This window comes from Micromonospora sp. NBC_00617 (genome assembly GCF_045161355.1).
GTDB lineage: Bacteria > Actinomycetota > Actinomycetes > Mycobacteriales > Micromonosporaceae > Micromonospora.
The window spans coordinates 592326-613307 of sequence record NZ_CP107751.1 but is presented as its reverse complement, the minus strand read 5'-3'; the positions used below and the strand labels follow the sequence as shown (position 1 = coordinate 613307).

Sequence of the window (20982 nt, the reverse complement as noted above, 5' to 3'; positions counted from 1 at the left end):
GCCCGCCGCCTGGAAGATCGTGCTCGATCCAGGAAGTAGTGGCATCCCGACCGCTCAGAGGCCCCTACATCCACGATCGAGCGCGATCTTGCCGCCCGGCCACTACGACACGAAGCGCGGGCACGGACGCGAAGCGCGGGCACGGACACGAAGCCCGGGCACGGACGCGAAGCGCGGGCGGCCAGCATTGAGCGGGTGCGGGTATGGCGAGGGCCCCGCCCCCGGCGATCGGAAAGATCGCGGGGACGGGGCCCGTCGTCGTTCAGCGGGTCACTTACCGCCGGCGAGCTTCTCCCGCAGAGCGGCGAGCGCCTCGTCGGTGGCCAGCGTGCCGGCCGGCTCCTCGGCCTGCCGGCTCGGGGCCGGGCTGGACGAGGAGGTGGTGCCGCCACCGGCGGCCGGAACGGCCGGAGTCGGGTTGGCAGCGGCCTCGGCGTCGGCGGCGCGAGAGGTCTGCACCTGCTTGGTGTGGGCCTCCCAACGCTGACGGGCCTCGGCGTACTGGTTCTCCCAGGTCTCGCGCTGCTTGTCGTACCCCTCGAGCCACTCGCCCGTCTCCGGGTCGAAGCCCTCCGGGTAGATGTAGTTGCCCTCGGCGTCGTAGGTCGCGGCCATGCCGTAGAGGGTCGGGTCGAAGTGCTCCTCGCCCTCGACGAAGCCCTCGTTGGCCTGCTTGAGCGACAGCGAGATCCGGCGGCGCTCCAGGTCGATGTCGATGACCTTGACCATGACCTCGGAGCCGACCTGGACGACCTGCTCCGGGATCTCCACGTGCCGCTCGGCCAGCTCGGAGATGTGGACCAGGCCCTCGATGCCGTCGTCCACCCGGACGAACGCACCGAACGGCACCAGCTTGGTGACCTTACCCGGCACGATCTGCTGGATCGCGTGGGTGCGGGCGAACTGCCGCCACGGGTCCTCCTGGGTCGCCTTCAGCGACAGCGAGACGCGCTCGCGGTCCAGGTCGACGTCCAGAACCTCGACCTCGACCTCCTGGCCGACCTCGACGACCTCGGACGGGTGGTCGATGTGCTTCCAGGACAGCTCGGAGACGTGCACCAGACCGTCGACGCCGCCGAGGTCCACGAAGGCGCCGAAGTTGACGATCGAGGACACGACGCCCTTGCGGACCTGGCCCTTCTGCAGCTTGTTGAGGAACTCGGTGCGCACCTCGGACTGCGTCTGCTCCAGCCAGGCCCGGCGGGACAGGACCACGTTGTTGCGGTTCTTGTCCAGCTCGATGATCTTGGCCTCGAGCTCACGCCCGACGTACGGCTGCAGGTCGCGCACGCGCCGCATCTCGACCAGGGACGCGGGCAGGAAGCCGCGCAGCCCGATGTCGAGGATGAGACCACCCTTGACCACCTCGATGACCGAGCCGCGGACGACACCGTCCTCGTCCTTGATCTTCTCGATCGTGCCCCAGGCCCGCTCGTACTGCGCCCGCTTCTTGGAGAGGATCAGACGACCCTCCTTGTCCTCCTTCTGGAGGACCAGGGCCTCGATGTGGTCACCAACCGTCACAACCTCGGCGGGGTCCACGTCGTGCTTGATCGACAACTCCCGAGAGGGGATGACACCCTCGGTCTTGTAGCCGATGTCGAGCAGGACCTCGTCCCGATCGACCTTGACGACGGTGCCTTCGACAATGTCGCCGTCGTTGAAGTACTTGATGGTCTCGTCGATCGCGGCGAGGAATGCCTCCTCGGAACCGAGATCGTCGTGGGTGACCCGGGTGGCGCTCGAGGGGGCCTCGATGCTGCTCGTCATGTGGGCGGTTGCTCCGGTCGGATGGGTTGTCACAGCAGGCTGGTGTCGCGGTGACCTGTTCGCGCCAGCGGATCCGTCGCCGGGCACACCGGACGATCACCTACTGGGATCATGATGTGCTCCGTCGACCGCGCACCTGCTCCCTGCCGAGACACACGATCCGCGAGCGCATCGTCTAGCCTACCGTGCGCATTACCACAGCGTGCAAGCCCTCCCGACTCGTCGACGCGTGATGACCTGCGAAAGCCGAACAATCGCCCAGAAACGACCCCTCCTGTCTCGTACGTCACAGCGGCCCCAGGCGCCCTCGGACGGGCGGCCGGGCGAGGCGGCCATCGATCCGCGCGCCACGCCCGATCGACGCGGCTCTTCCGGAAATCAACGCTGCCCACCGGTCCGCCGCGCCACGACTTCGTGGAAATCGAGTGGATCAGGCCGCGCCGCCGCTCCCATCGGGTTGACCGGGGCCTAGCGTGAGCGCGTGGATGACGACAGCCGGGTGACCCGGCGCCGGGTGGGTGACGCCGAGGCTCGGCGGGCCAACCGCGGCTGGTGGGACACCGACGCCGACGACTACCAGGCCGAGCACGGGGGGTTCCTCGGCGACGTGGACTTCGTCTGGTGCCCGGAAGGGCTGCGCGAGGCCGATGCCCGCCTGCTCGGCGACGTGTCGGGGCGGCGGGTGCTGGAGGTGGGTTGCGGCGCGGCGGCCGCCGCCCGCTGGCTGGCCACCCAGGGCGCCTGGCCGGTCGCCTTCGACCTGTCCGCCGGCATGTTGCGGCACGCCGCGCAGGCCGCCGACCGCACCAAGGTACGCGTACCGCTGGTGCAGGCCGACGCGCTCGCCCTGCCGTTCGCCGACCGGTCGTTCGACGTCGCCTGCACGGCGTTCGGCGCGATCCCCTTCGTGGACGACTCGGCGGCCCTGCTCGCCGAGGTGCACCGGGTGCTGCGCCCGGGCGGCCGGTGGGTGTTCTCCGTGACCCACCCGATGCGCTGGATCTTCCTCGACGATCCCGGCGAGGGCGGTCTGACGGCCGTGCACTCGTACTTCGACCGCTCCCCCTATGTCGAGCAGGACGACGCCGGCGTCGCCACGTACGTCGAGCAGCACCGGACCCTCGGAGACCGGATCCGCGAACTGGTCGGCGCCGGGTTCCGGCTGCTGGACCTGGTGGAGCCGGAGTGGCCGCAGGGGCACGAGGGGATCTGGGGGCAGTGGAGCCCGCTGCGGGGGCGACTCTTCCCCGGCACCGCCATCTTCGTCACCGAAAAGCCAGCCGACTGAGCGCGTCGCACCTTGGGTGCGACCTTTGTCCCATCGATCGCCGGTAGGCTCGACCCCATGAGCGCGGAGCCCATCCCCACACCACCTGGCCCCTGGTGTCCGGACCCGATGCGGCAGCAGCGTGCCGACTACACGCTGGAAGACCTGCTCGCCCTGCCGGACGACGCCCCCCGCGTCGAACTCGTCGACGGAGTTATCCAGGTGACACCATCCCCCACCCTGGGCCATCAAGACATCTCGTTCCTCCTACGTCTATGGCTTCACTCACGTGTGCCGGGCCATCTCCGAATCGCCCAAGCGGTCGGAGTCGGGCTCAGCTTCAACACGAGTCGACAGCCGGACGTGCTGTTGTGCCGCGCCGAGGTGCATTCCGACCGGTCTAGGCTGCGGGCGGAGGACGTCGTCCTCGCTGTGGAAATCGTTTCGCCGGGCACCCGACGGATCGACCGATTCGCCAAACCCGGCGAATATGCTGCCGCCGGCATCCCGTTTTACTGGCGGATCGAGCAGGATCCGGTGCACGTCTACGCGTACCGGATCGGCGACCGGGTCGGGCCCGGCGGTGAGCGGCAGTACGAGCTGGTCGCCGACGGCGCGGACGTGATCGAGCTGACCGAACCGTTCGAGATCAAACTGCCGATCGCCGAGATCACGCCGTAGTCGGCCGCTTCGGCTGGTCGTTTCGCTCCGGCGGTGTCGGGTAGCCGGAGCGTATGGCCGAGCAGAGGGATTTCCGCGAGGGTGACCACGTCTCCTGGGCCAGTCACAGCGGCCGGGCCCACGGCGTGGTCAGGGAGAAGCTGACCGATCGGACGCACGTACGCGGCCACACCGTGAACGCGACCGAGGACGAGCCGCAGTACCGGATCCGCAACGACGACTCGGGCCGGGACGTGGCCCACCGACCCGAGGTGCTGCGTCATGAGCGGCCGTGACGAGGGGCGCGACACCTACCGGGAGTTCACCGAGGCGGTGAACATGAAGCCCGGTGAGCTGTCGTCCTGGCTGGAGACCGACGAGTCGAAGCAGGTCGGCTGGCACAAGGGTGGTCGCTCCGGCGGCGGCGAGTCGGTCGGGCACGACTCCGGGCGGAAGATCGTCAACCTGTTGCGCCACAAACGCGACGACCTGTCCGAGGGCGACTACAAGCACATGCGCAAGGTAGTCGGGTACGTCCGCCGGCACATGGCCCAGCGCCCCTCCGGCGACGTCCGCGACACCAAGTGGCGCTGGTCCCTCATGAACTGGGGCCACGACCCCATGAAGTAACCCACCGACCAGGGATCACCAACAAGGACAGACCGAGATCAACCTACGGGGCGACGGCCGGCAGCAACGCGACCCGGGCGACCCGGTCGGGGTTCCGGGGCAGCCCGACCCGCTCCGGGCGGTCAAGCTTGATCCCTGCGCGGGTCGGGCTGCCCCGGAACCCCCACCGCAACCAGAAAATCAGTGATCAGCGCTGTTCCAGTCCCGGCCTTCGCCGACCGACACCTCCAGCGGCACCGACAGCGGGTACGCCCCACCCATCTCGCGCCGCACCAGCGCCTCCAACGTCTCCCGCTCACCCGGGGCGACCTCGAAGACCAGCTCGTCGTGCACCTGCAACAGCATCCGGGAGCGCAGGCCGGCGTCGGCGAGGGCGGTGTCGACGTGCAGCATCGCCACCTTGATGATGTCGGCGGCCGACCCCTGAATGGGGGCGTTGAGAGCCATCCGCTCGGCGATGTCGCGACGCTGCCGGTTGTCGCTCACCAGGTCGGGCAGGTAGCGGCGGCGACCCAGAATGGTCGAGGTGTAGCCGTCCTGACGGGCCCTGGCAACGACCTGGTGCAGGTAGTCGCGCACTCCGCCGAAGCCGGCGAAGTAGTTCTCCATCAGGCCGCGGGCCTCTTCGGTGTTGATGTTGAGCTGCTGGGACAGGCCGAACGCGCTGAGCCCGTACGCAAGGCCGTAGTTCATCGCCTTGATCTTGCGCCGCTGGTCCGGGGTCACCTCGTCGACGGGCACGCCGAAGACCGACGAGGCGGTGGCGGCGTGGAAGTCGGCCCCGGAGTTGAACGCCTCGATCAGCGCGTCGTCCGAGGAGAGGTGCGCCATGATCCGCATTTCGATCTGGCTGTAGTCGGCGGTGAGCAGGCACTCGTACCCCTCGCCCACGACGAAGGCCCGGCGGATGCGCCGGCCCTCCTCGGTGCGGATCGGGATGTTCTGCAGGTTGGGCTCGGTCGAGGAGAGGCGCCCGGTGGCCGCCACCGTCTGGTTGAAGGTGGTGTGGATCCGGCCGTCGTCGGAGACGGACTTGAGTAGGCCGTCCACTGTCGACTTGAGCTTGGCGACGTCGCGGTGGCGCAGCAGGTGGGCCAACACCGGGTGCGGCTGCTGCGCGTAGAGCCACTGCAGGGCGTCGGCGTCGGTCGTGTAGCCCGTCTTGATCTTCTTGGTCTTCGGCAGGCCCAGCTCGGTGAAGAGGATCTCCTGCAACTGCTTGGGCGAGCCGAGGTTGAACTCTCGGCCCACCGCCTCGTACGCGCCCTGCGCCGCGGCCTTCACCTCGGCGGCGAAGTGCGCCTCCAGCTCGGAGAGGTAGTCGGTGTCGGCGGCGATGCCGGTGCGCTCCATCCCGGCGAGCACCCGCATCAGCGGCAGCTCCACCCCGGCCATCAGCCGCGCGGACTGCTCACCGTCGCGGGACAGCTCGGCGTCGATCGCGTCGGCGAGGTCGAGGGTGGCGCGGGCCTGGAGCATGAGGTTCTGCTCGGCCACCCCCTCGTCGCCCAGCCCGTCGAGCGTGAGCTGCCCGGTTTCGGGCGCGTCCACCCGCAGCTCGCGGTGCAGGTAGCGCAGGGCCAGGTCGGTCAGGTCGTAGGACCGCTGGTCGGGACGGGCCAGGTACGCGGCGATCTGGGTGTCGCGGACGATGCCGGCCAGGTCCCAGCCGTGTGCGGCGCAGGCCAGCACCGCCGGCTTGCTGTCGTGCAGCACCTTGGGCCGCTGCGCGTCGGCCAGCCAGCCCGCGAGGGCGCCCTCGTCGGTCGGGTCGAGCCCGGCCGGGTCAACCCAGGCCGCCGCACCCCCGGCGGTGGCCAGCGCCAGACCGGTGATCGAGGCGCTGTGTCGGCGGTTGGGGCCGGTGTCGAGCTTGACCGCCAACCCGACCGGGGTGCCGGTCGGGGCGTGCGTGGTCAGCCAGCCGGCCAGTGTGCCGGGCTCGGTCAGCACTTCGCCGGTGAGGTCGAAGCCGGACTCGGCCTCCGGCTCGACCGCTTCCAGGTATTGGTAGAGACGGTCGCGCAGGATGCGGAACTCGAGGGTGTCGAAGACCTGGTGCACCGCTTCCCGGTCCCAACCGGTCCAGCGGGTGTCCTCCGGGCGAAGCGGCAGGTCGAGGTCGGTGATGAGGCAGTTGATCTCGTAGTTGCGGATCACGTCGGCGAGCCGCTCTCGCAGGCTGTCGCCGGCCTTGCCCTTGATCTCGTCGGCGCGGGCGATCACGCCCTCCACCCCGCCGTACATGGTGATCCACTTGGCGGCGGTCTTCGGGCCCACGCCCGGCACGCCGGGGAGGTTGTCGCTGGTCTCGCCGACCAGCGCGGCCAGGTCCCGGTACTGCTGCGGCCCGACGCCGTACTTCGCCTCGATCGCCGCCGGGTCCATCCGGGCCAGGTCGGAGACACCCTTGCGCGGGTAGAGGACGGTGACCTGGTCGCCGACCAGCTGGAACGCGTCCCGGTCACCGCTGCTGATCAGCACCGACATGCCCTGGTCGCGGGCCTGGCAGGCGAGCGTGGCGATGACGTCGTCGGCCTCGAAGCCCTCCTTCTCCACCACCGGGATCTGCAGCGCGGCCAGGACCTCCTTGACCAGGCTGACCTGACCCTTGAAGTCGGTCGGGGTCTCGCTGCGGCCGGCCTTGTACTCCGCGTACTTGTCGGTGCGGAAGGAACGGCGGGAGACGTCGAAGGCCACCACGATGTGGGTGGGCTGCTCGTCGCGCAACACGTTGATCAGCATCGAGGTGAAGCCGTACACCGCGTTGGTCGGCTGACCCGTCGTGGTGGAGAAGTTTTCCACCGGCAGGGCGAAGAACGCCCGATATGCCAGGGAATGTCCGTCGACGAGGAGCAGGCGCGGCGTCGTAGCTGTCACGGCAGCGACTCTAGTCCGCCGCTACGACAGACCGGGACACCGGCACGGCCGTCGGACGACCGTGCCGGGTACGGCTCAGAGCACCTTGGCCAGGAACGCCTTCGTCCGATCGTGCCGGGGGTTGGCGATCACCTCGCGCGGGTCGCCGGACTCCACCACCACGCCGTCGTCCATGAAGACCAACGAGTCGCCGACCTCCCGGGCGAAGCCGATCTCGTGGGTCACCACGATCATGGTCATCCCGTCGCGGGCCAGACCCTTCATCACGTCCAGGACCTCGCCCACCAGCTCCGGGTCCAGGGCGCTGGTCGGCTCGTCGAAGAGCATCAGCTTCGGCCGCATGGCCAATGCCCGGGCGATCGCCACCCGTTGCTGCTGGCCGCCGGAGAGCTGACCCGGGTACGCCCCGAGCTTGTCGCCCAGCCCCACCCGCTCCAGCAGTTGCGCGGCCCGCTCCCGGGCTTCGGCCTTCTTCGCCCGGCGCAGCAGCACCGGCGCCTCGACCACGTTCTGCAGGGCGGTCATGTGCGGAAAGAGGTTGAACCGCTGGAACACCATGCCGATCGCCCGGCGCTGCGCGGCCACCTCCTTCTCCCGCAGCTCGTGCAGCTTGCCGCCGCGCTCCCGGTAGCCGATCAGGTCGCCGTCCACCCGGATCCGTCCGGCGTTGATCTTCTCCAGGTGGTTGATGCAGCGCAGGAACGTCGACTTGCCCGAGCCGGAGGGCCCGAGCAGACAGCACACCTCGCCGGCCCGGACCTCGAGGTCGATGCCCTTGAGCACCTCGAGAGGCCCGAACGACTTGTGCACCTGCTCGGCCCGGACCATCAGGCCGGACTCCACCGCGGGCGTGCCCGTCTGGGCGGGAATGAGCTGCCCGGTCAATGTGTACCTCCTCCGCCGCCGTATTCCGCGCCGAGCGTACGGAGCCGGATCCGCGCCCGCTCGGTCCGCCCGTATCCCTTGGCGAAGTGCCGCTCCAGGAAGTACTGCCCGAGCAGCAGGATGCTGGCCAGGAAGAGGTACCAGAGAACGGCCGCGACGTACATCGGGAAGATCTGGAACGTGCGCTTACCCACCGCGTCGAGCTGAAAGAAAAGCTCCATGCTGTACGGCACGGCCATCAGCAGCGACGTGTCCTTCAGCATCGCGATGGTCTCGTTGCCCGTCGGCGGGATGATCACACGCATCGCCTGCGGCAGCACGACCCTTCGCAGGATCTGGCCCCGGCTCATGCCCAGCGCCGCGGCCGCCTCACTCTGCCCCTCGTCCACCGACTGGATGCCCGCTCGCACGATCTCCGCCATGTAGCCCGCCTCGGAGAGCGCCAGCCCGAGCAGACCGGCCACGAAGCCGGTCAGCACGTCCCGGGAGGTGAACCCGAAGGCCCGAAGCTGCAGGTTGTCGATCCCGAAGAGTTGGCCGAGCTGGGTGTCGAAGGGCACGCCGAACTCGATCCGGCTCCACAGGATGCCGAGGTTGCCGAAGACGGCCAGCAGCACCAGCCGGGGCACCGCCCGGAAGACCCAGGTGTAGAGCCAGGCGACCACCCGCAGGATCGGGTTGGTCGAGAGCCGCATGATCGCCACCACGATGCCCAGGGACACCCCCAGCAGCATCGCGCAGATGGTCATCAGCACCGTGCCGCGCAGCACTCCCTCGATGATCGGCGGCCGGAACATGTTGTCGACCATGAACGACCACTTGAACTTGTCGTTCGTGACGAGCAGATGCACGAACATCGCCGCCAGGACCGCCAGCACCGCGATGGCGGCCCAGCGGCCGGGGTGCCGCACGGGCACGGCCTTGATCGGCTCCGGCCGCGCCCGTACGGTTGTCTCTTCGTCGGTTGTCATGGCGCGTTACGGGTTGATCGCGGGGTCCGTGATCGCGCCGTCCCCGACCTTCCACTTGTCCAGGATGGTCTGGTACGTCCCGTCCGCGATCAGCGCCTTCGTCGCGTCCCGGACGGCCTCGGCGAACGCGGTCTGCTCCTTGGCCACCACGTACCCGTACGGCGCCGCCTCGTACATCTTGTCGAGCAGGTCCAGCGCGCCCTCGGACTGGGTCACCGCGTACACCCCGACCGGGTAGTCGGCCAGCATCGCGTCGTCCTTGCCAGAGGCCACCGCGGCGGTCGCCGCGTCCTGGCCCGGGAACTGCTCGATGGTGATCGCCGGCTTGCCGGCGTCGGTGCACGCCTTCGACCGCTTCTCGATGTCCTCGACCTGGACGGTGTCCTTCTGCACGGCGACCTTCTTGCCGCAGGCGTTGTCGATCGAGACGCCGGCCGGGTTGCCCTTCTTGGTCACCCACTGGGTGCCGACCTGGTAGTAGCTGACCATGTTGGCCTGGGCCTTGCGCTCGTCGTTGACGGTGAACGACGAGACGCCGACCTCGTACTTGCCCGAGCTCACGCCGGTGATGATGGCGCCGAAGTCCGCGGAGACGAACTCCGCCTTCAGCCCCAGCTTCGCGGCGACCGCGGTGAACAGCTCGATGTCGAACCCGATGGCCGTCTTGCCGTCGGTGTCGAGGAACTCGGCCGGTGCGTAGGACGTGTCGCTGCCGATCACGATCTTGCCGTCCGCCTTGATCGCGTCGGGCACCTTCCCGGCCAGCGCCGAGTCCGCAGCAGCGGTCACGGACGGGCCCGCGCCGGGCTGCTCGGTGGCTTCCTTGTCGCCGCATCCGGCGACCGACACGGCCAGCAGCACGGCGCCGGTGAACCCGACGGCCGCCCGGCGGCCACCACTGATGTTGAACATGTCCTGCTCCTTGCGTGAGGGGTGTGACGGCCGCTCAGGCCACGCCGAGGTATGCCTCTTTGACCGCCGGGTCGTGCAGCAGCTCGGCACCGGTTCCGCTCTTGACGATCCTGCCGGTCTCCAGCACGTACGCCCGGTGCGCTCGAGCCAGCGCCTGCTGCGCGTTCTGCTCCACCAGCAGGACGGTGGTGCCCTGCTCGTTGATCTCCTTGATGATGTCGAAGATCTGCTGGATCAACATCGGCGCCAACCCCATCGAGGGCTCGTCGAGCAACAGCAGCTTGGGCCGGCTCATCAACGCCCGACCGACCGCCAGCATCTGCTGCTCGCCGCCGGAGAGGGTACCCCCGTGCTGCTTACGTCGTTCCGCCAGCCTGGGGAAGAGATCGAGCACCCGGGTCAGGTCCTGGGCGATCCCGGCCCGGTCGCGCCGGGTGTACGCCCCCATGTCCAGGTTCTCCAGCACCGACATGCCGGGGAAGATCCCCCGACCCTCGGGCGCCTGGCAGAGCCCCCGCCGGACCCGCAGGTCCGCTCGGAGCTTGGAGATGTCCTCGCCCTCGAAGCGGATGCTGCCGGTGGCGATCGGCCGGATCCCGGAGATCGCCCGCATGGTGGTCGACTTCCCGGCGCCGTTGGCGCCGATCAGCGCGACGATCTCCCCCTCGGCCACGGTCAGGCTGATGCCGTGCAACGCCTGGATCCGCCCGTAAAGCAGGCTCACATCGTCGATCTCAAGCAACATCGTCCGGAACCCCCAGGTACGCCGCGATCACCCTCGGGTTGTCCCGCACCTCGGCGGGCAGCCCTTCGGCGATCTTCTTTCCGAACTCCAGCACGACGATCCGGTCGGTGACGCCCATGACCAGGCGCATGTCGTGCTCGATCAGCAGCACGGTCACGCCGGTGTCCCGGACCTGCCGGATGAGCTTGAGCAGTTCCTCCTTCTCCGCCGGGTTGAAGCCGGCGGCCGGCTCGTCCAGGCAGAGCAGCACCGGATCGGTGGCCAGCGCCCGGGCGATCTCCAACCGCCGCTGCTCCCCGTAGGAGAGGTTGCGGGCGAACTCGTGCAGCCGGTGCCGGATACCGACGAACTCCAGCAGTCGCTCGGCCTTCTCCCGCCCCTCACGCTCCTCGCGCCGGTGCCGGGGCAGCCGGAACAGCGCGGAGATCACGCTGGTCTTGTGGTGCGCGTCCGCGCCGACCTGGACGTTCTCCAGGGCGGTCATCTCGGGGAACAGCCGGATGTTCTGGAACGTTCGGGCCATGCCCAGCTGGGTGATCTGGTGGCGCTTCTTGCCGCTGATCCTGCCGCCACGGAACCGGATCTCACCCTGGGTGGGCTGGTAGATGCCGGTCATCGCGTTGAAGCAGGTGGTCTTGCCAGCCCCGTTCGGACCGATCAACCCCAGGATCTCCCCCTTGTAGAGGGTGAAGTTGACGTTGTCGAGCGCCACCACGCCGCCGAAGCGCAGCGTGACGTTGTCGACCTCCAGCAGCGGCTCCCGGTCGGGGGACGCCTCCATCGCCGGCGGGCCGGCCTGCGCTGGAACAGCCGGCGTCTGATCGGTGTCACTCACCGACGATCACCTCCTTGCGGCGGTCCTTGAACTCCGCCGCCCGTCGTCGGTTCGGGATCAGGCCCTCCGGCCGGAAGATCATCATGATCACCAGCACCAGGCCGAAGAACAGGAACCGGTACTCGTAGAGCTCCACGCCGAACAGCTCGAGGCCGCGGAAACGCTCGATCATGTACGCCACCAGGCCACCGCCGACGATCGCGCCGACGATGTTGCCCGAGCCACCGAAGATCACCGCAGCCAGGATGATGATCGAGTTGAGCAGCTCGAAGTTCTGCGAGTTGACGAAGTTCTGCTTACCCGCGAAGAGCGCGCCAGCCAGGCCGGCGATCGCGGCACCCGAGGCGAACGCCCAGAGCTTGAACTTGAACGTCGGCACGCCCATCAGCTGGGCGGCGTCCTCGTCCTCCCGGATCGAGATCCAGGCCCGGCCGACCCGGCTGTGCGTCAGGTTCCGCACCCCGATCACCACCACGATGATCAGCGTGAGCACCAGCCAGTAGTACGGCCGGGCGTCCAGCACGCCGAAGAACGGCTTGCCGTCGGCGTACTTGCCGGGCGGGTGCGGGATCTGGTTGAAGCCCCGCTGGCCCTTGAGGAAGTCCGAGCTGACCGCGGCGATCCGGATCATCTCGGCGAAGCCGAGCGTCACGATCGCCAGGTAGTCACCGCGCAGGCGCAGCGTCGGCGTACCGAGCATCACGCCCGAGAGCATGGTCAGCCCGATCGCCAGCGGCACCACGAGCAGCCACGGCCAGAGCGTCTTGATGTTGCTGCTCGGCGAGGTCAGCACCGCGACGGTGTACGCGCCGACGGCGAAGAAGCCGAAGTAGCCCAGGTCGAGCAGGCCGGCGAAACCGACCACAATGTTCAACCCGACGGCCAACAGCACGTAGATCGAGACGGTGAAGAGCACCTGCGTGAAGTTCGCACCGGGGGTCGGAATCGGCCCGAGGTACTGGTAGAACTCCTTGTTCGGCAGCGCGTAGAAGAACGCGATCACCGCGACCAGCAGCGCCCAGCGCACCCAGCGCGGCGCGCCGTGCCACCGTTGCCCGACCGCCTCGCGGCCGGAGCGCACCCTCTCCAGGACGGTCGTCATGCCCGTGCCCTCCCCAGCGATTCGCCCAGCAGACCGGTCGGCCGGAACATCAGCAGCACCACCAGCACCGCGAAGGCGGCGAAGTCCTTCCACTGGCTGCCGAACAGGCCGGCGGCGTAGTTCTCCACCACGCCCAGCAGCAGGCCACCAACCAGCGCCCCGCGCAGGTTGCCGATGCCGCCGAGCACCGCGGCGGTGAACGCCTTGAGCCCCAGCAGGAAGCCGACGCTGTAGGTCAGGGTCTGGATCCGCACGTCGTAGAGCAGACCGGCCACACCGGCCATGGCGCCACCGGTGATGAAGACCATCAGGATGATCCGGTCCTTGTTCACGCCCATCAGCGCGGCGGTGTTGGCGTCCTGGGCCACGGCACGGATGCCCCGGCCGGTGCGGCTGCGGTTGATGAAGAGGTCCAGCAGGACCATCATCAGCAGCGCCGCGCCGATCGTCAGCAGTTGCACCGCGTCGATCGGCACGCCGAAGACCTCGAACAGCGGCTTGCCGCTCACCAGGCTCGGCGCGCCCTCGGGCCGTCGGCGGGTCCAGATGCCGAACGCCTCGGAGATCGCGATCGAGGCGCCGATCGCGGTGATCAGGAAGGCCAGCGGCGGCGCGTTGCGCTTACGCAACGGCCGGTACGCCACCCGCTCGATCACCGTCGCGGTGCCCGCCGACGCGATGGCGGCGACGATCACCGCAACCAGCAGGTAGAACAGGATCGAGCCGACCCCGCTGACCTGCGAGTTCTGGTCGAGTCCAAAGCCGTTCCAGGTCCAGATCGCCGCGAACGCGCCGGCGATGAACACCTCGGAGTGAGCGAAGTTGATGAGTCTCAGCACGCCGTAGACCAGCGTGTAGCCCAGGGCGACCAGGGCGTAGATCGCGCCCTGGGTCAAGCCGGTCGTGGTGAGTTCTCCGAAGTTGGAGAACAGTCCATTGAAGTCCAAGGAGGACGCTCCATCACGTCTGGAGAGGGAATAAAGGTGCGGCCGGGAGCGAGCAGCTCCCGGCCGCACCCGCGATCACAACTCAATCGCCGTAGCAGCGACCAACATCAGGACTTGGGGATCTCCTGGTCCGGGACAACCTTGCCACCGACGACCTTGAAGGCCCAGACCTTGACCTGCGCCGGGTCGAGCTCGCCGCCCTCGACGAACTTGTAGTTCGCCGCGACGCCCTCGCCGGTGTAGCCCTTCACGAACTCCAGCAGGCCCTCGCGGGTGGTCTTGCCCGCCTTGATGCCGGCGAGCAGGATGTTCGCGGCGTCGTAGGCGGTGTCGCTGTAGGTGCCCGGGTCGGTGCCGTTGAGCGCCTTGTAGTCCTGGCCGAAGGTGCCACGCGCCTCGGTGGCGGGCTGGCACGGGCAGGTGAGGATGGTGCCCTCGGCCGCCGCTTCACCGGCGGAGGTGATGTAGGCGCCGTCGTTGACGCCGTCGCCCGCGACCATCGGAGCGGTGACCCCGGCAGCGGTGAGCTGCTTACGGATCAGGCCAGCCTCCTGGTAGTAGCCGCCGTAGAAGATCGCCTTGACGTTCGCGGCCTTGGCCTTGGTGACCGCCCCGGAGAAGTCGGTCTGCTTGCCCTCGCCCTGGACCTTGTCCGAGCCGACGACCGCCGAGCCGAGCACCTTCTTGACCTCGTCGGCCAGGCCGACGCCGTAGGCAGACTGGTCGTCGATGACGTAGACCCGGTCGGCCTTCATCACGTTCTTGATGTAGGTACCGGCCGCCGGACCCTGGCTGAAGTCGTTGCCGACCACGCGGAAGAAGGTCTTCCAACCCTGCTTCGACAGGGTCGGGTTGGTCGCGGAGGCGGTGACGGCGACCAGACCGGCCTCGTTGAACAGCGGACCGGCAGCCTCCGTCTCACCCGAGTAGGCCGGGCCCACGATGCCCAGGATCTTGGCGTCGTCGATGGCCTTCTGGGCCAGACCCGGCGCCTGGTCCGGGCTGCCCTGCGAGTCCAGGGGAACCAGCTCGACCTTGCAGTCGGCGTTCTCCTTGTTGTACTTGTCGACGGCCAGCTTGACACCGTTGTTTTCGTTGATGCCGAGCGCGGCGGAGCTGCCGGTCAGCGCGCCGAAGAATGCGATCTTGCTGCCGCAGGCGTCACCCCCGGCCGACTCTTCGCCACTGGAGCATGCGGTTCCGCCGGCGACGAGCGCCACCATGGCGACTCCACCGATCACACGCGCGAGCTTCTGCCTCAAGGCCCGAACCCTCCTCGTCCCATGGTCCGAACCACCCGCTGGTTATTGGCCCTTGCGGGGGCGGACGAACCAGACCGTCGTCGCCGGTCTGGGGCCGGACGTTATCCCACCGTGAAGCTGTGACGTAAGCCCCAATCGAGCGGGTTGACCGAACCGTTACACGCCGTGGCTGATTGGAGCCGATCGCTGTAAGAACCTTCGGCTATGAGGCATCTTCACCTTTGCCTCGTCGACAATGGCCAACGGCCTTCCGCCACCTACCGATCGACGTCTGATACCCCCGCCCACCAGGCACGCGACGTTTTCCCGTCGTCCGCCACCAGCAGCAGTCGATCTCCCGTCGAGGTCACCGCGACCGCGGTGTCTCCGCTATCGGGTACCGGCTGCGGCATGGCCATCGACCGCCACGACTCGCCCACATCGACCGAGAGCCACAGTCCGTGACGGTCCCCGTCCCTCGTCACCGCCACCAACCCCGGCCCGACGGCCAGCAGCCCGGCCGCCGACGCCACACCCGGTCCGGCCGCCCCGAAACCGCCCGCCGGCCGCCAGCCCTGCGCGGTCAGCCGCCAACTGCCGAATCCGGCCCGCACCGGCCCCACCGCCACCGGCACGTCGCCAAGCACCGCCACCCGTTGCGCCTGCCCCCGCCCGTTGACCACCGGCAGGGCGGCCCGCCGCCAACTCCGGCCGTCCGCCGAGAACCAGGCCAGCGGCGCCAGCGCGGTACCCCCGGGCGGCAGCAGCGCGCCCACCACCAACCAGCCCGACGGAACGGCGACCGCGTCGTACGCCGCCGTTCGCCCCCGCTCGTCACCGGCCAGTTCCGGTGCGCCCTCCACCAGCACGAATCCGGTCGCGTCCGGGGAGATCCAGACCGCCGCCCCGTCGATCCGACTACCGGCGATCAACCAGCCCTGCGGCCCCGCCGCCAGCCGGGCCACGTTGACCGCGCGCGGCCCCGCGTACCGCTCGAAGGGCGCGTCCACCTCATGCAGCGTGCCGTCCGGCGCCTGCCGCCAGGTGCCGATGCGGGGATTGCCGTGCGCGCCCCCGCTCTTCGCCCCGACCGCCGCCAGCCGCCCGTCCCGGCAGGCCGCCGCGGAGAGCATGTGCTGCCGGCCGTAGAACGTCACCGGCGCCGTCGGCAGCGGCACCCAGGAAATGGCGTCCGGGCTGCTCCAGGCGGCCGGGCGGGTCTCCCCGGCCTGATCGACCACGCCGCCGACCACGTACCACCGGCCGGCACAGGCGGTGGCGTCGCGCAGCGCCGGTCGACCCGGCGCACCTGGCGTGGCCGGCAGGACCACCGACTGCCAATGCGGCCGGACCGGTCGCGGCTTCGCGCAGTCGGGACAGGCCGAGGAGGAGCCGCAGGCGGCCACCAGCACGGCGAGAACGCCGAGCACCGCCCCCATCCGCCGCGACACGTTTCGATGCCGGTCAGGAGGTTGGCAGGGTCTCCTCCCCGTCGGCGGTCTCCGCGAGGATCCGCTCCGCGACCTCCTTCATGGTCATCCGGTGGTCCATCGCCGTGCGCTGGATCCACTTGAACGCCTGCGGCTCGGTCATCCCGTACGTGGTCATCAGCGCGCCCTTGGCCCGCTCCACCGCCTTGCGGATCTCCAGACGGTCGGTCAGGCTCGCGACCTCGGCCTCCAGTGCCGCGACCTCGGAGTAGCGCGACAGCGCGATCTCCACCGCCGGGACCAGGTCGCTCTTCTGGAAAGGCTTCACCAGGTACGCCATTGCGCCCGCCGCCCGGGCCCGCTCCACCAGGTCACGCTGGCTGAACGCGGTCAGGATGATCACCGGGGCGATCCGGGCACCGGCGATGCGCTCGGCGGCGGCCAGCCCATCCATGATCGGCATCTTGATGTCGAGGATGACCAGGTCGGGCTTCAACTCCTCGGCGAGGCGGACGGCGGTCTCACCGTCACCGGCCTCCCCCACCACCTCGTAACCCTCTTCGACCAGCATCTCGGCGAGGTCCAGCCGGATCAGCGCCTCGTCCTCGGCGATCAGTACGCGCCTGCGCTCGGTATCCGTCGGCATCTCAGCCACCAGCCCTACCCCCACCAGCTCGAACTCGACACCCGCCCAGCCGGGTGTCACCGCCCTCAGCGTAGTAGGTAACCTATCCAAGGCGGGAAACTGAAGGCCCCTGTAGTCCAACGGCAGAGACAATGGTTTCAAAATCCATACAGTGTGGGTTCGAATCCCACCGGGGGCACCAAACTTGTCGTACAGCTGTTCCAAACTCATTTTGTGCATCCACCTGAACTGCGCATACAGGCGCGGCAGCAGCACCTCGCCGGCCTCACGGTCGCCGAGGTCGCCCGACGCCTGAGACTTCCCTACCCAACCGTCCGGGGCTGGTGCAGGGAGCGGGATGAGCCAAGAAGGCACGACACCGCACTACGCTGTTTTCGCTGCCGGTCCGACGTCAAGAATCAGACAGATCCGTCGGCATACCTGTACCTGCTCGGCCTCTACCTGGGCGACGGGCATCTCGTCACCACCGCTCGGGTTCCGGTGCTGCGCATCGCGTGCAGCAGCAGCTGGCCAGGCTTGATCGAGGCGTGCGACGCAAGTATGCGGCAGGTGCTCGCCGCGAAGGTGCAGCGCGTCCAGCAGCCCGGGTGCGTCAGCGTGCAGAGCTCCGGTAAGCACTGGCCGTGTCTGCTTCCTCAGCACGGCCCCGGCAAGAAACACGAACGGCCAATCATCCTGGCCGACTGGCAGCGCAATCTCGTTGCTGCGCACCCGGGCGACTTCCTGCGCGGCCTGTTCCACTCGGACGGCTGCCGGTTCGCCAACCGAGTTACCGTGCGCGGCAAGGCATACGTCTATCCGCGCTACATGTTCGTCAACGAGTCGGCCGACATCATGGAGCTGTGCCAGTGGGGCCTCGACCTGCTCGGCATCGCCTGGCGGATGAACCGACACAACTCGCTCTCGGTGGCGCGGCGAGGAGCAGTCGCCACACTGGACCGCCACGTCGGCCCGAAGTCCTGACCGCCGCCTACGCCCGAGCCATGGCCGGCGCGCCGATGAAGTCCATGATCGCCTTGTTGACCTCGTCGGCGTGCATCCATGGGATGCCCCGTGCGGGGCGCCCTTGGTCAGGCGAGTGTGTCGAGCGCCTGGGCGAGGTCGGCGCGCAGGTCGTCGGGGTCCTCCAGGCCGACGGAGAGGCGCAGCAGCGCGCCGTCGGGCTTCGCGTCGCCCTCGACGGGCCGGTGGGTGAGCGACGCGGGGTGCTGGATGAGGGTGTCCACGCCGCCGAGGGACACGGCGTGGGTGATCAGTTGGCAGGCGGCGGCGACGGTGGCGGCGGCGGACGCGCCGCCGCGTACCTCGAAGGCGAGCAGGCTGCCGGGGCCGGCCATCTGCCGGCCGACCAGCGCCGCCGGGTCGTACACCGAGGGGTGATGCACCCGGTGTACGGCGGGGTGGTCGGCGAGCCAGCCGGCGAGTTTCTCGGCGGTGGCCTGCTGGGCGCGGACCCGCAGCGGGAGGGTCTGCAGGCCGCGGTGCAGCAGGTAGCCGCCGAGGGGGTGCAGGATCGCGCCGGTGACCGCCCGGACCTGACGCAGTCGCACGGCCCAGTCGGCGTCGCAGGCGACGACGCCGGCGAGGACATCGCCGTGCCCGCCGATGCTCTTGGTGGCGCTGTGCAGGACGAGGGCGGCGCCGTGCCGGGCGGGTTGTTGCAGCACGGGGGTGGCGACGGTGTTGTCGACGAGCAGGGGTACGTCGCCGGCGGCGGTGGCGAGGGCGGCGATGTCGACGAGGTCGAGGGTGGGGTTGGCGGGCGTCTCGATGACGACCAGCGCGGTGTCCGGGCGGATGGCGGCGGCGACCTCGTCGGGGTGGGCCCAGGTGACGGTGGTGCCGAGCAGGCCGGTGGCGAGGACGTGGTCGGTGCCGCCGTAGAGGGGCCGGACGGCGACGATGTGGCGGTGGCCGTCGCGGGTGGCGGCGAGCAGGGTGGCGGTGAGGGCGGCCATGCCGCTGGCGAAGGCGACGGCCTGGGCGGTGCCCTCCAGCTCGGCGAGGGCGGTTTCGAAGCGGGCGACGGTGGGGTTCCAGAGCCGCTGGTAGACGGCGCTGCCGTCGGCGGGCAGGGTGCCGCCGGTGGCGAGTTGTTCGTAGGCGTTGCCGCCGTCGTCGACCGAGGGCAGTGGGTTGGTGGTGGAGAGGTCGATCGGGGGCACGTGCACGCCGAGCGTGCGCAGGTCGTCGCGGCCGGCGTGTACGGCCCGGGTGTCCACCGTCGTCATGCCGGTAGCGTCGAACATCTACCGCCTGGCGGGCAATAGTTCGACAGATCATTCTGTCAGGCAGCCTGGTTTTGGTGGCGGATTCGGGGAATGATGGCGGGATGCCCCCTGAGCCGAACGATGTGCGGCCGTATCCGGCCCTGGACGAGGTGGACCGCGCGATCCTCGCCGAGTTGGCGGCGGACGGCCGGCTGCCGAACAACGCGCTCGCCGAGCGGGTGGGGGTGGCGCCGTCGACGTGCCTGACGCGGACGCGGGCGTTGCGCGAGCGCGGGGCGATCCGCGGTTTCCACGCCGAGGTGGATCCGGCCGCGCTGGGTCTGCCGTTGCAGGCATTGGTGTCGGTGCGGTTGACCGCGCACGAGCGGGCGGCGGTGGACGCGTTCCGGGCCCGGTCGGTGCGCCTGCCCGGGGTGGTGTCGGTGTTCCACGTGGCCGGTGCGGAGGATTACGTGCTGCACGTGCGGGCGGCATCCGGTGACGCGTTGCGGGACTTCGTGCTGGATCATCTGGCGGTTGATCCGGTGGTGCAGCACACCCAGACAAGTCTGATCTTCGAGCAGGCCCGCGGGATGGGGTGAGCGGCGGTCGGAATGAACGGGCAGGCCAGGGAGTTGGCACTGCGTGTGATCACCGTACCGTTGTCTGTTCTTGATCTTGCCCCGGTCGCTCGCGGGACCACCGCCGGCGCGGCCCTGCAGGCCACCACCGAGCTGGCCCGCCGCACCGAGGCGCTGGGCTACCACCGGTTCTGGGTGGCCGAGCACCACAACATGCCGGCGATCGCCAGCTCCGCGCCGGCGGTCCTGCTGGCGCACCTGGCGGCGAACACGTCGACGATCCGCCTCGGCTCGGGCGGGGTGATGCTGCCCAACCACGCGCCGCTGGTGGTGGCCGAGCAGTTCGGCACCCTGGAGGCGCTGCACCCCGGTCGGATCGACCTGGGCATCGGGCGGGCCCCGGGCACCGACCAGGTGACCGCGCTGGCGTTGCGGCGCACCATGGAGGGCCTGTCGGCGGAGGGTTTCCCGCGTGAGCTGGCGGACCTGATGAACTACTTCAGCGGGGAGAAACCGGGGCAGATCATCGCCACCCCGGGCCGGGGTGAGCAGCCGGCCGTCTGGCTGCTCGGCTCCAGCGGCTTCAGCGCCCAACTGGCCGGCCTGCTGGGTCTGCCGTTCTCGTTCGCGCACCACTTCAGCTCGGCGAACACGCTGCCGGCGCTGGCGCTGTACCGACAGAACTTCCGGCCGTCGCAGTGGCTGGACAAGCCGTACGCGATGGTGGCCGTCAACGCGGTCTGCGCCGAGACCGACGAGCGGGCCGAGTGGCTGGCCGGGCCGAGCGCGCTGTCGTTTCTCAAGCTGCGCTCCGGTCGACCGGAGCCGCTGTCGACGCCCGACGAGGCGGCGGCCTACCCGTACACCGAGATCGAGCGGGAGTTCGTGCTGCAGCGGCGCGACGGTCAGGCGCTGGGCTCGCCGGGGACGGTACGCCGACAGTTGACCGAGCTGCAGGAGCGCACCGGCGCGGACGAGCTGATGCTCACCACCCTGGTCTACGACGTCGCCGACCGGGTGCGGTCGTACGAGTTGATCGCCGAGCAGGTGGCGGGGGGTCTGCGCCGGGACGCGTGAAACACGATCTTCACGTCAGCGTCACCCCCGCGACCCGGACGGTGCCTAATGTTGGTGCCGGTGGTGGTACGGCATTCCCGGTCGGGACGGGTCGGAAATGCCGCGGTGTGGAGCACCGGGCTGCAGCTGTGCGGATTCCGCGGCTGCGGCCCGGTGCCTGCCACCTTAGGCGACCCCGATCAGGACCGCCACT

Annotated in this window: 19 protein-coding genes, 1 tRNA gene and 1 pseudogene; 8 read left to right on the top strand and 13 right to left on the bottom strand. The window is 69.4% G+C overall.

Translation table 11 applies throughout. The features are described 5' to 3' along the window. Positions 1–270: 270 nt before the first annotated feature. Positions 271–1770: a 30S ribosomal protein S1 gene (gene rpsA / locus OG505_RS02885; RefSeq protein ID WP_109819865.1), complete on the bottom strand. Its 1500-nt coding sequence runs from the start codon at positions 1768–1770 to the stop codon at positions 271–273. 481 nt (positions 1771–2251) lie between these two features. Here rpsA and OG505_RS02880 point away from each other — a divergent pair, with 481 nt between their 5' ends. From OG505_RS02880 to OG505_RS02865, 4 genes and pseudogenes are all read left to right on the top strand, one after another. Further along, entirely contained in the window at positions 2252–3058 is an 807-nt protein-coding gene (locus OG505_RS02880; protein ID WP_405430762.1) for a class I SAM-dependent methyltransferase, read from the top strand. 57 nt (positions 3059–3115) lie between these two features. Further along, complete coding sequence (locus OG505_RS02875) at positions 3116–3718, top strand: Uma2 family endonuclease (protein ID WP_405430761.1); 603 nt, start codon at positions 3116–3118, stop codon at positions 3716–3718. A 53-nt stretch (positions 3719–3771) separates the two neighbouring features. Then, entirely contained in the window at positions 3772–3993 is a 222-nt protein-coding gene (locus OG505_RS02870; RefSeq protein WP_405430760.1) for a DUF2945 domain-containing protein, read from the top strand. Next, a pseudogene (locus tag OG505_RS02865) lies at positions 3980–4324 on the top strand (DUF3140 domain-containing protein); the annotation flags it as partial. The gene OG505_RS02870 and the pseudogene OG505_RS02865, both read left to right, overlap by 14 nt. A gap of 183 nt (positions 4325–4507) precedes the next feature. Here the strand turns inward: OG505_RS02865 and polA are convergent. From polA to OG505_RS02810, 11 genes are all read right to left on the bottom strand, one after another. Further along, entirely contained in the window at positions 4508–7207 is a 2700-nt protein-coding gene (gene polA, locus OG505_RS02860; protein ID WP_405430758.1) for a DNA polymerase I, read from the bottom strand. Between the two features lie 75 nt (positions 7208–7282). Next, complete coding sequence (locus OG505_RS02855; RefSeq protein ID WP_405434353.1) at positions 7283–8035, bottom strand: amino acid ABC transporter ATP-binding protein; 753 nt, start codon at positions 8033–8035, stop codon at positions 7283–7285. Between the two features lie 53 nt (positions 8036–8088). Further along, entirely contained in the window at positions 8089–9063 is a 975-nt protein-coding gene (locus OG505_RS02850) for an amino acid ABC transporter permease (protein WP_405430756.1), read from the bottom strand. Between the two features lie 6 nt (positions 9064–9069). Next, complete coding sequence (locus OG505_RS02845; protein WP_405430755.1) at positions 9070–9975, bottom strand: ABC transporter substrate-binding protein; 906 nt, start codon at positions 9973–9975, stop codon at positions 9070–9072. Between the two features lie 34 nt (positions 9976–10009). Then, entirely contained in the window at positions 10010–10720 is a 711-nt protein-coding gene (locus OG505_RS02840; protein WP_405430754.1) for an ABC transporter ATP-binding protein, read from the bottom strand. Beyond that, positions 10710–11501: an ABC transporter ATP-binding protein gene (locus OG505_RS02835; RefSeq protein ID WP_405434352.1), complete on the bottom strand. Its 792-nt coding sequence runs from the start codon at positions 11499–11501 to the stop codon at positions 10710–10712. The genes OG505_RS02840 and OG505_RS02835 overlap by 11 nt, the downstream gene beginning before the upstream one ends. A gap of 46 nt (positions 11502–11547) precedes the next feature. Further along, positions 11548–12657, bottom strand: coding sequence for a branched-chain amino acid ABC transporter permease (locus OG505_RS02830; RefSeq protein WP_405430753.1), 1110 nt, complete (start codon positions 12655–12657; stop codon positions 11548–11550). Next, complete coding sequence (locus OG505_RS02825; protein WP_405430752.1) at positions 12654–13604, bottom strand: branched-chain amino acid ABC transporter permease; 951 nt, start codon at positions 13602–13604, stop codon at positions 12654–12656. The genes OG505_RS02830 and OG505_RS02825 overlap by 4 nt, the downstream gene beginning before the upstream one ends. 107 nt (positions 13605–13711) lie before the next feature. Then, positions 13712–14866 (bottom strand): branched-chain amino acid ABC transporter substrate-binding protein, encoded by a 1155-nt coding sequence (locus OG505_RS02820; RefSeq protein WP_405430751.1) that lies wholly within the window; start codon positions 14864–14866, stop codon positions 13712–13714. 257 nt (positions 14867–15123) lie between these two features. Further along, entirely contained in the window at positions 15124–16296 is a 1173-nt protein-coding gene (locus OG505_RS02815; protein WP_405430750.1) for a hypothetical protein, read from the bottom strand. 13 nt (positions 16297–16309) lie between these two features. Continuing rightward, a complete protein-coding gene (locus tag OG505_RS02810) occupies positions 16310–16930 on the bottom strand; it encodes an ANTAR domain-containing response regulator (RefSeq protein ID WP_405434351.1) in 621 nt (206 codons plus the stop codon). A 96-nt stretch (positions 16931–17026) separates the two neighbouring features. Between OG505_RS02810 and OG505_RS02805 the strand changes: the two genes are divergently transcribed. Together OG505_RS02805 and OG505_RS02800 are read left to right on the top strand one after the other, a co-directional pair. Continuing rightward, a tRNA-Leu gene (locus OG505_RS02805) sits at positions 17027–17102 on the top strand. 32 nt (positions 17103–17134) lie between these two features. Next, positions 17135–17884 (top strand): transcriptional regulator, encoded by a 750-nt coding sequence (locus OG505_RS02800; protein ID WP_405430749.1) that lies wholly within the window; start codon positions 17135–17137, stop codon positions 17882–17884. Positions 17885–17991: 107 nt separating this feature from the next. Here OG505_RS02800 and OG505_RS02795 read toward each other — a convergent pair whose 3' ends face one another. Next, positions 17992–19170, bottom strand: a complete 1179-nt coding sequence (locus OG505_RS02795) for a trans-sulfuration enzyme family protein (protein WP_405430748.1) — start codon at positions 19168–19170, stop codon at positions 17992–17994. 83 nt (positions 19171–19253) lie between these two features. Here OG505_RS02795 and OG505_RS02790 point away from each other — a divergent pair, with 83 nt between their 5' ends. Next, the gene (locus OG505_RS02790; RefSeq protein ID WP_357809976.1) at positions 19254–19733 is read left to right on the top strand and encodes an Lrp/AsnC family transcriptional regulator; all 480 of its coding nucleotides are present in this window, start codon (positions 19254–19256) and stop codon (positions 19731–19733) included. Positions 19734–19766: 33 nt separating this feature from the next. After that, positions 19767–20789 carry an LLM class flavin-dependent oxidoreductase gene (locus OG505_RS02785; RefSeq protein ID WP_405430746.1) on the top strand — a complete coding sequence of 341 codons (1023 nt, stop codon included), beginning with the start codon at positions 19767–19769 and terminating at the stop codon, positions 20787–20789. Positions 20790–20982 lie beyond the last annotated feature (193 nt).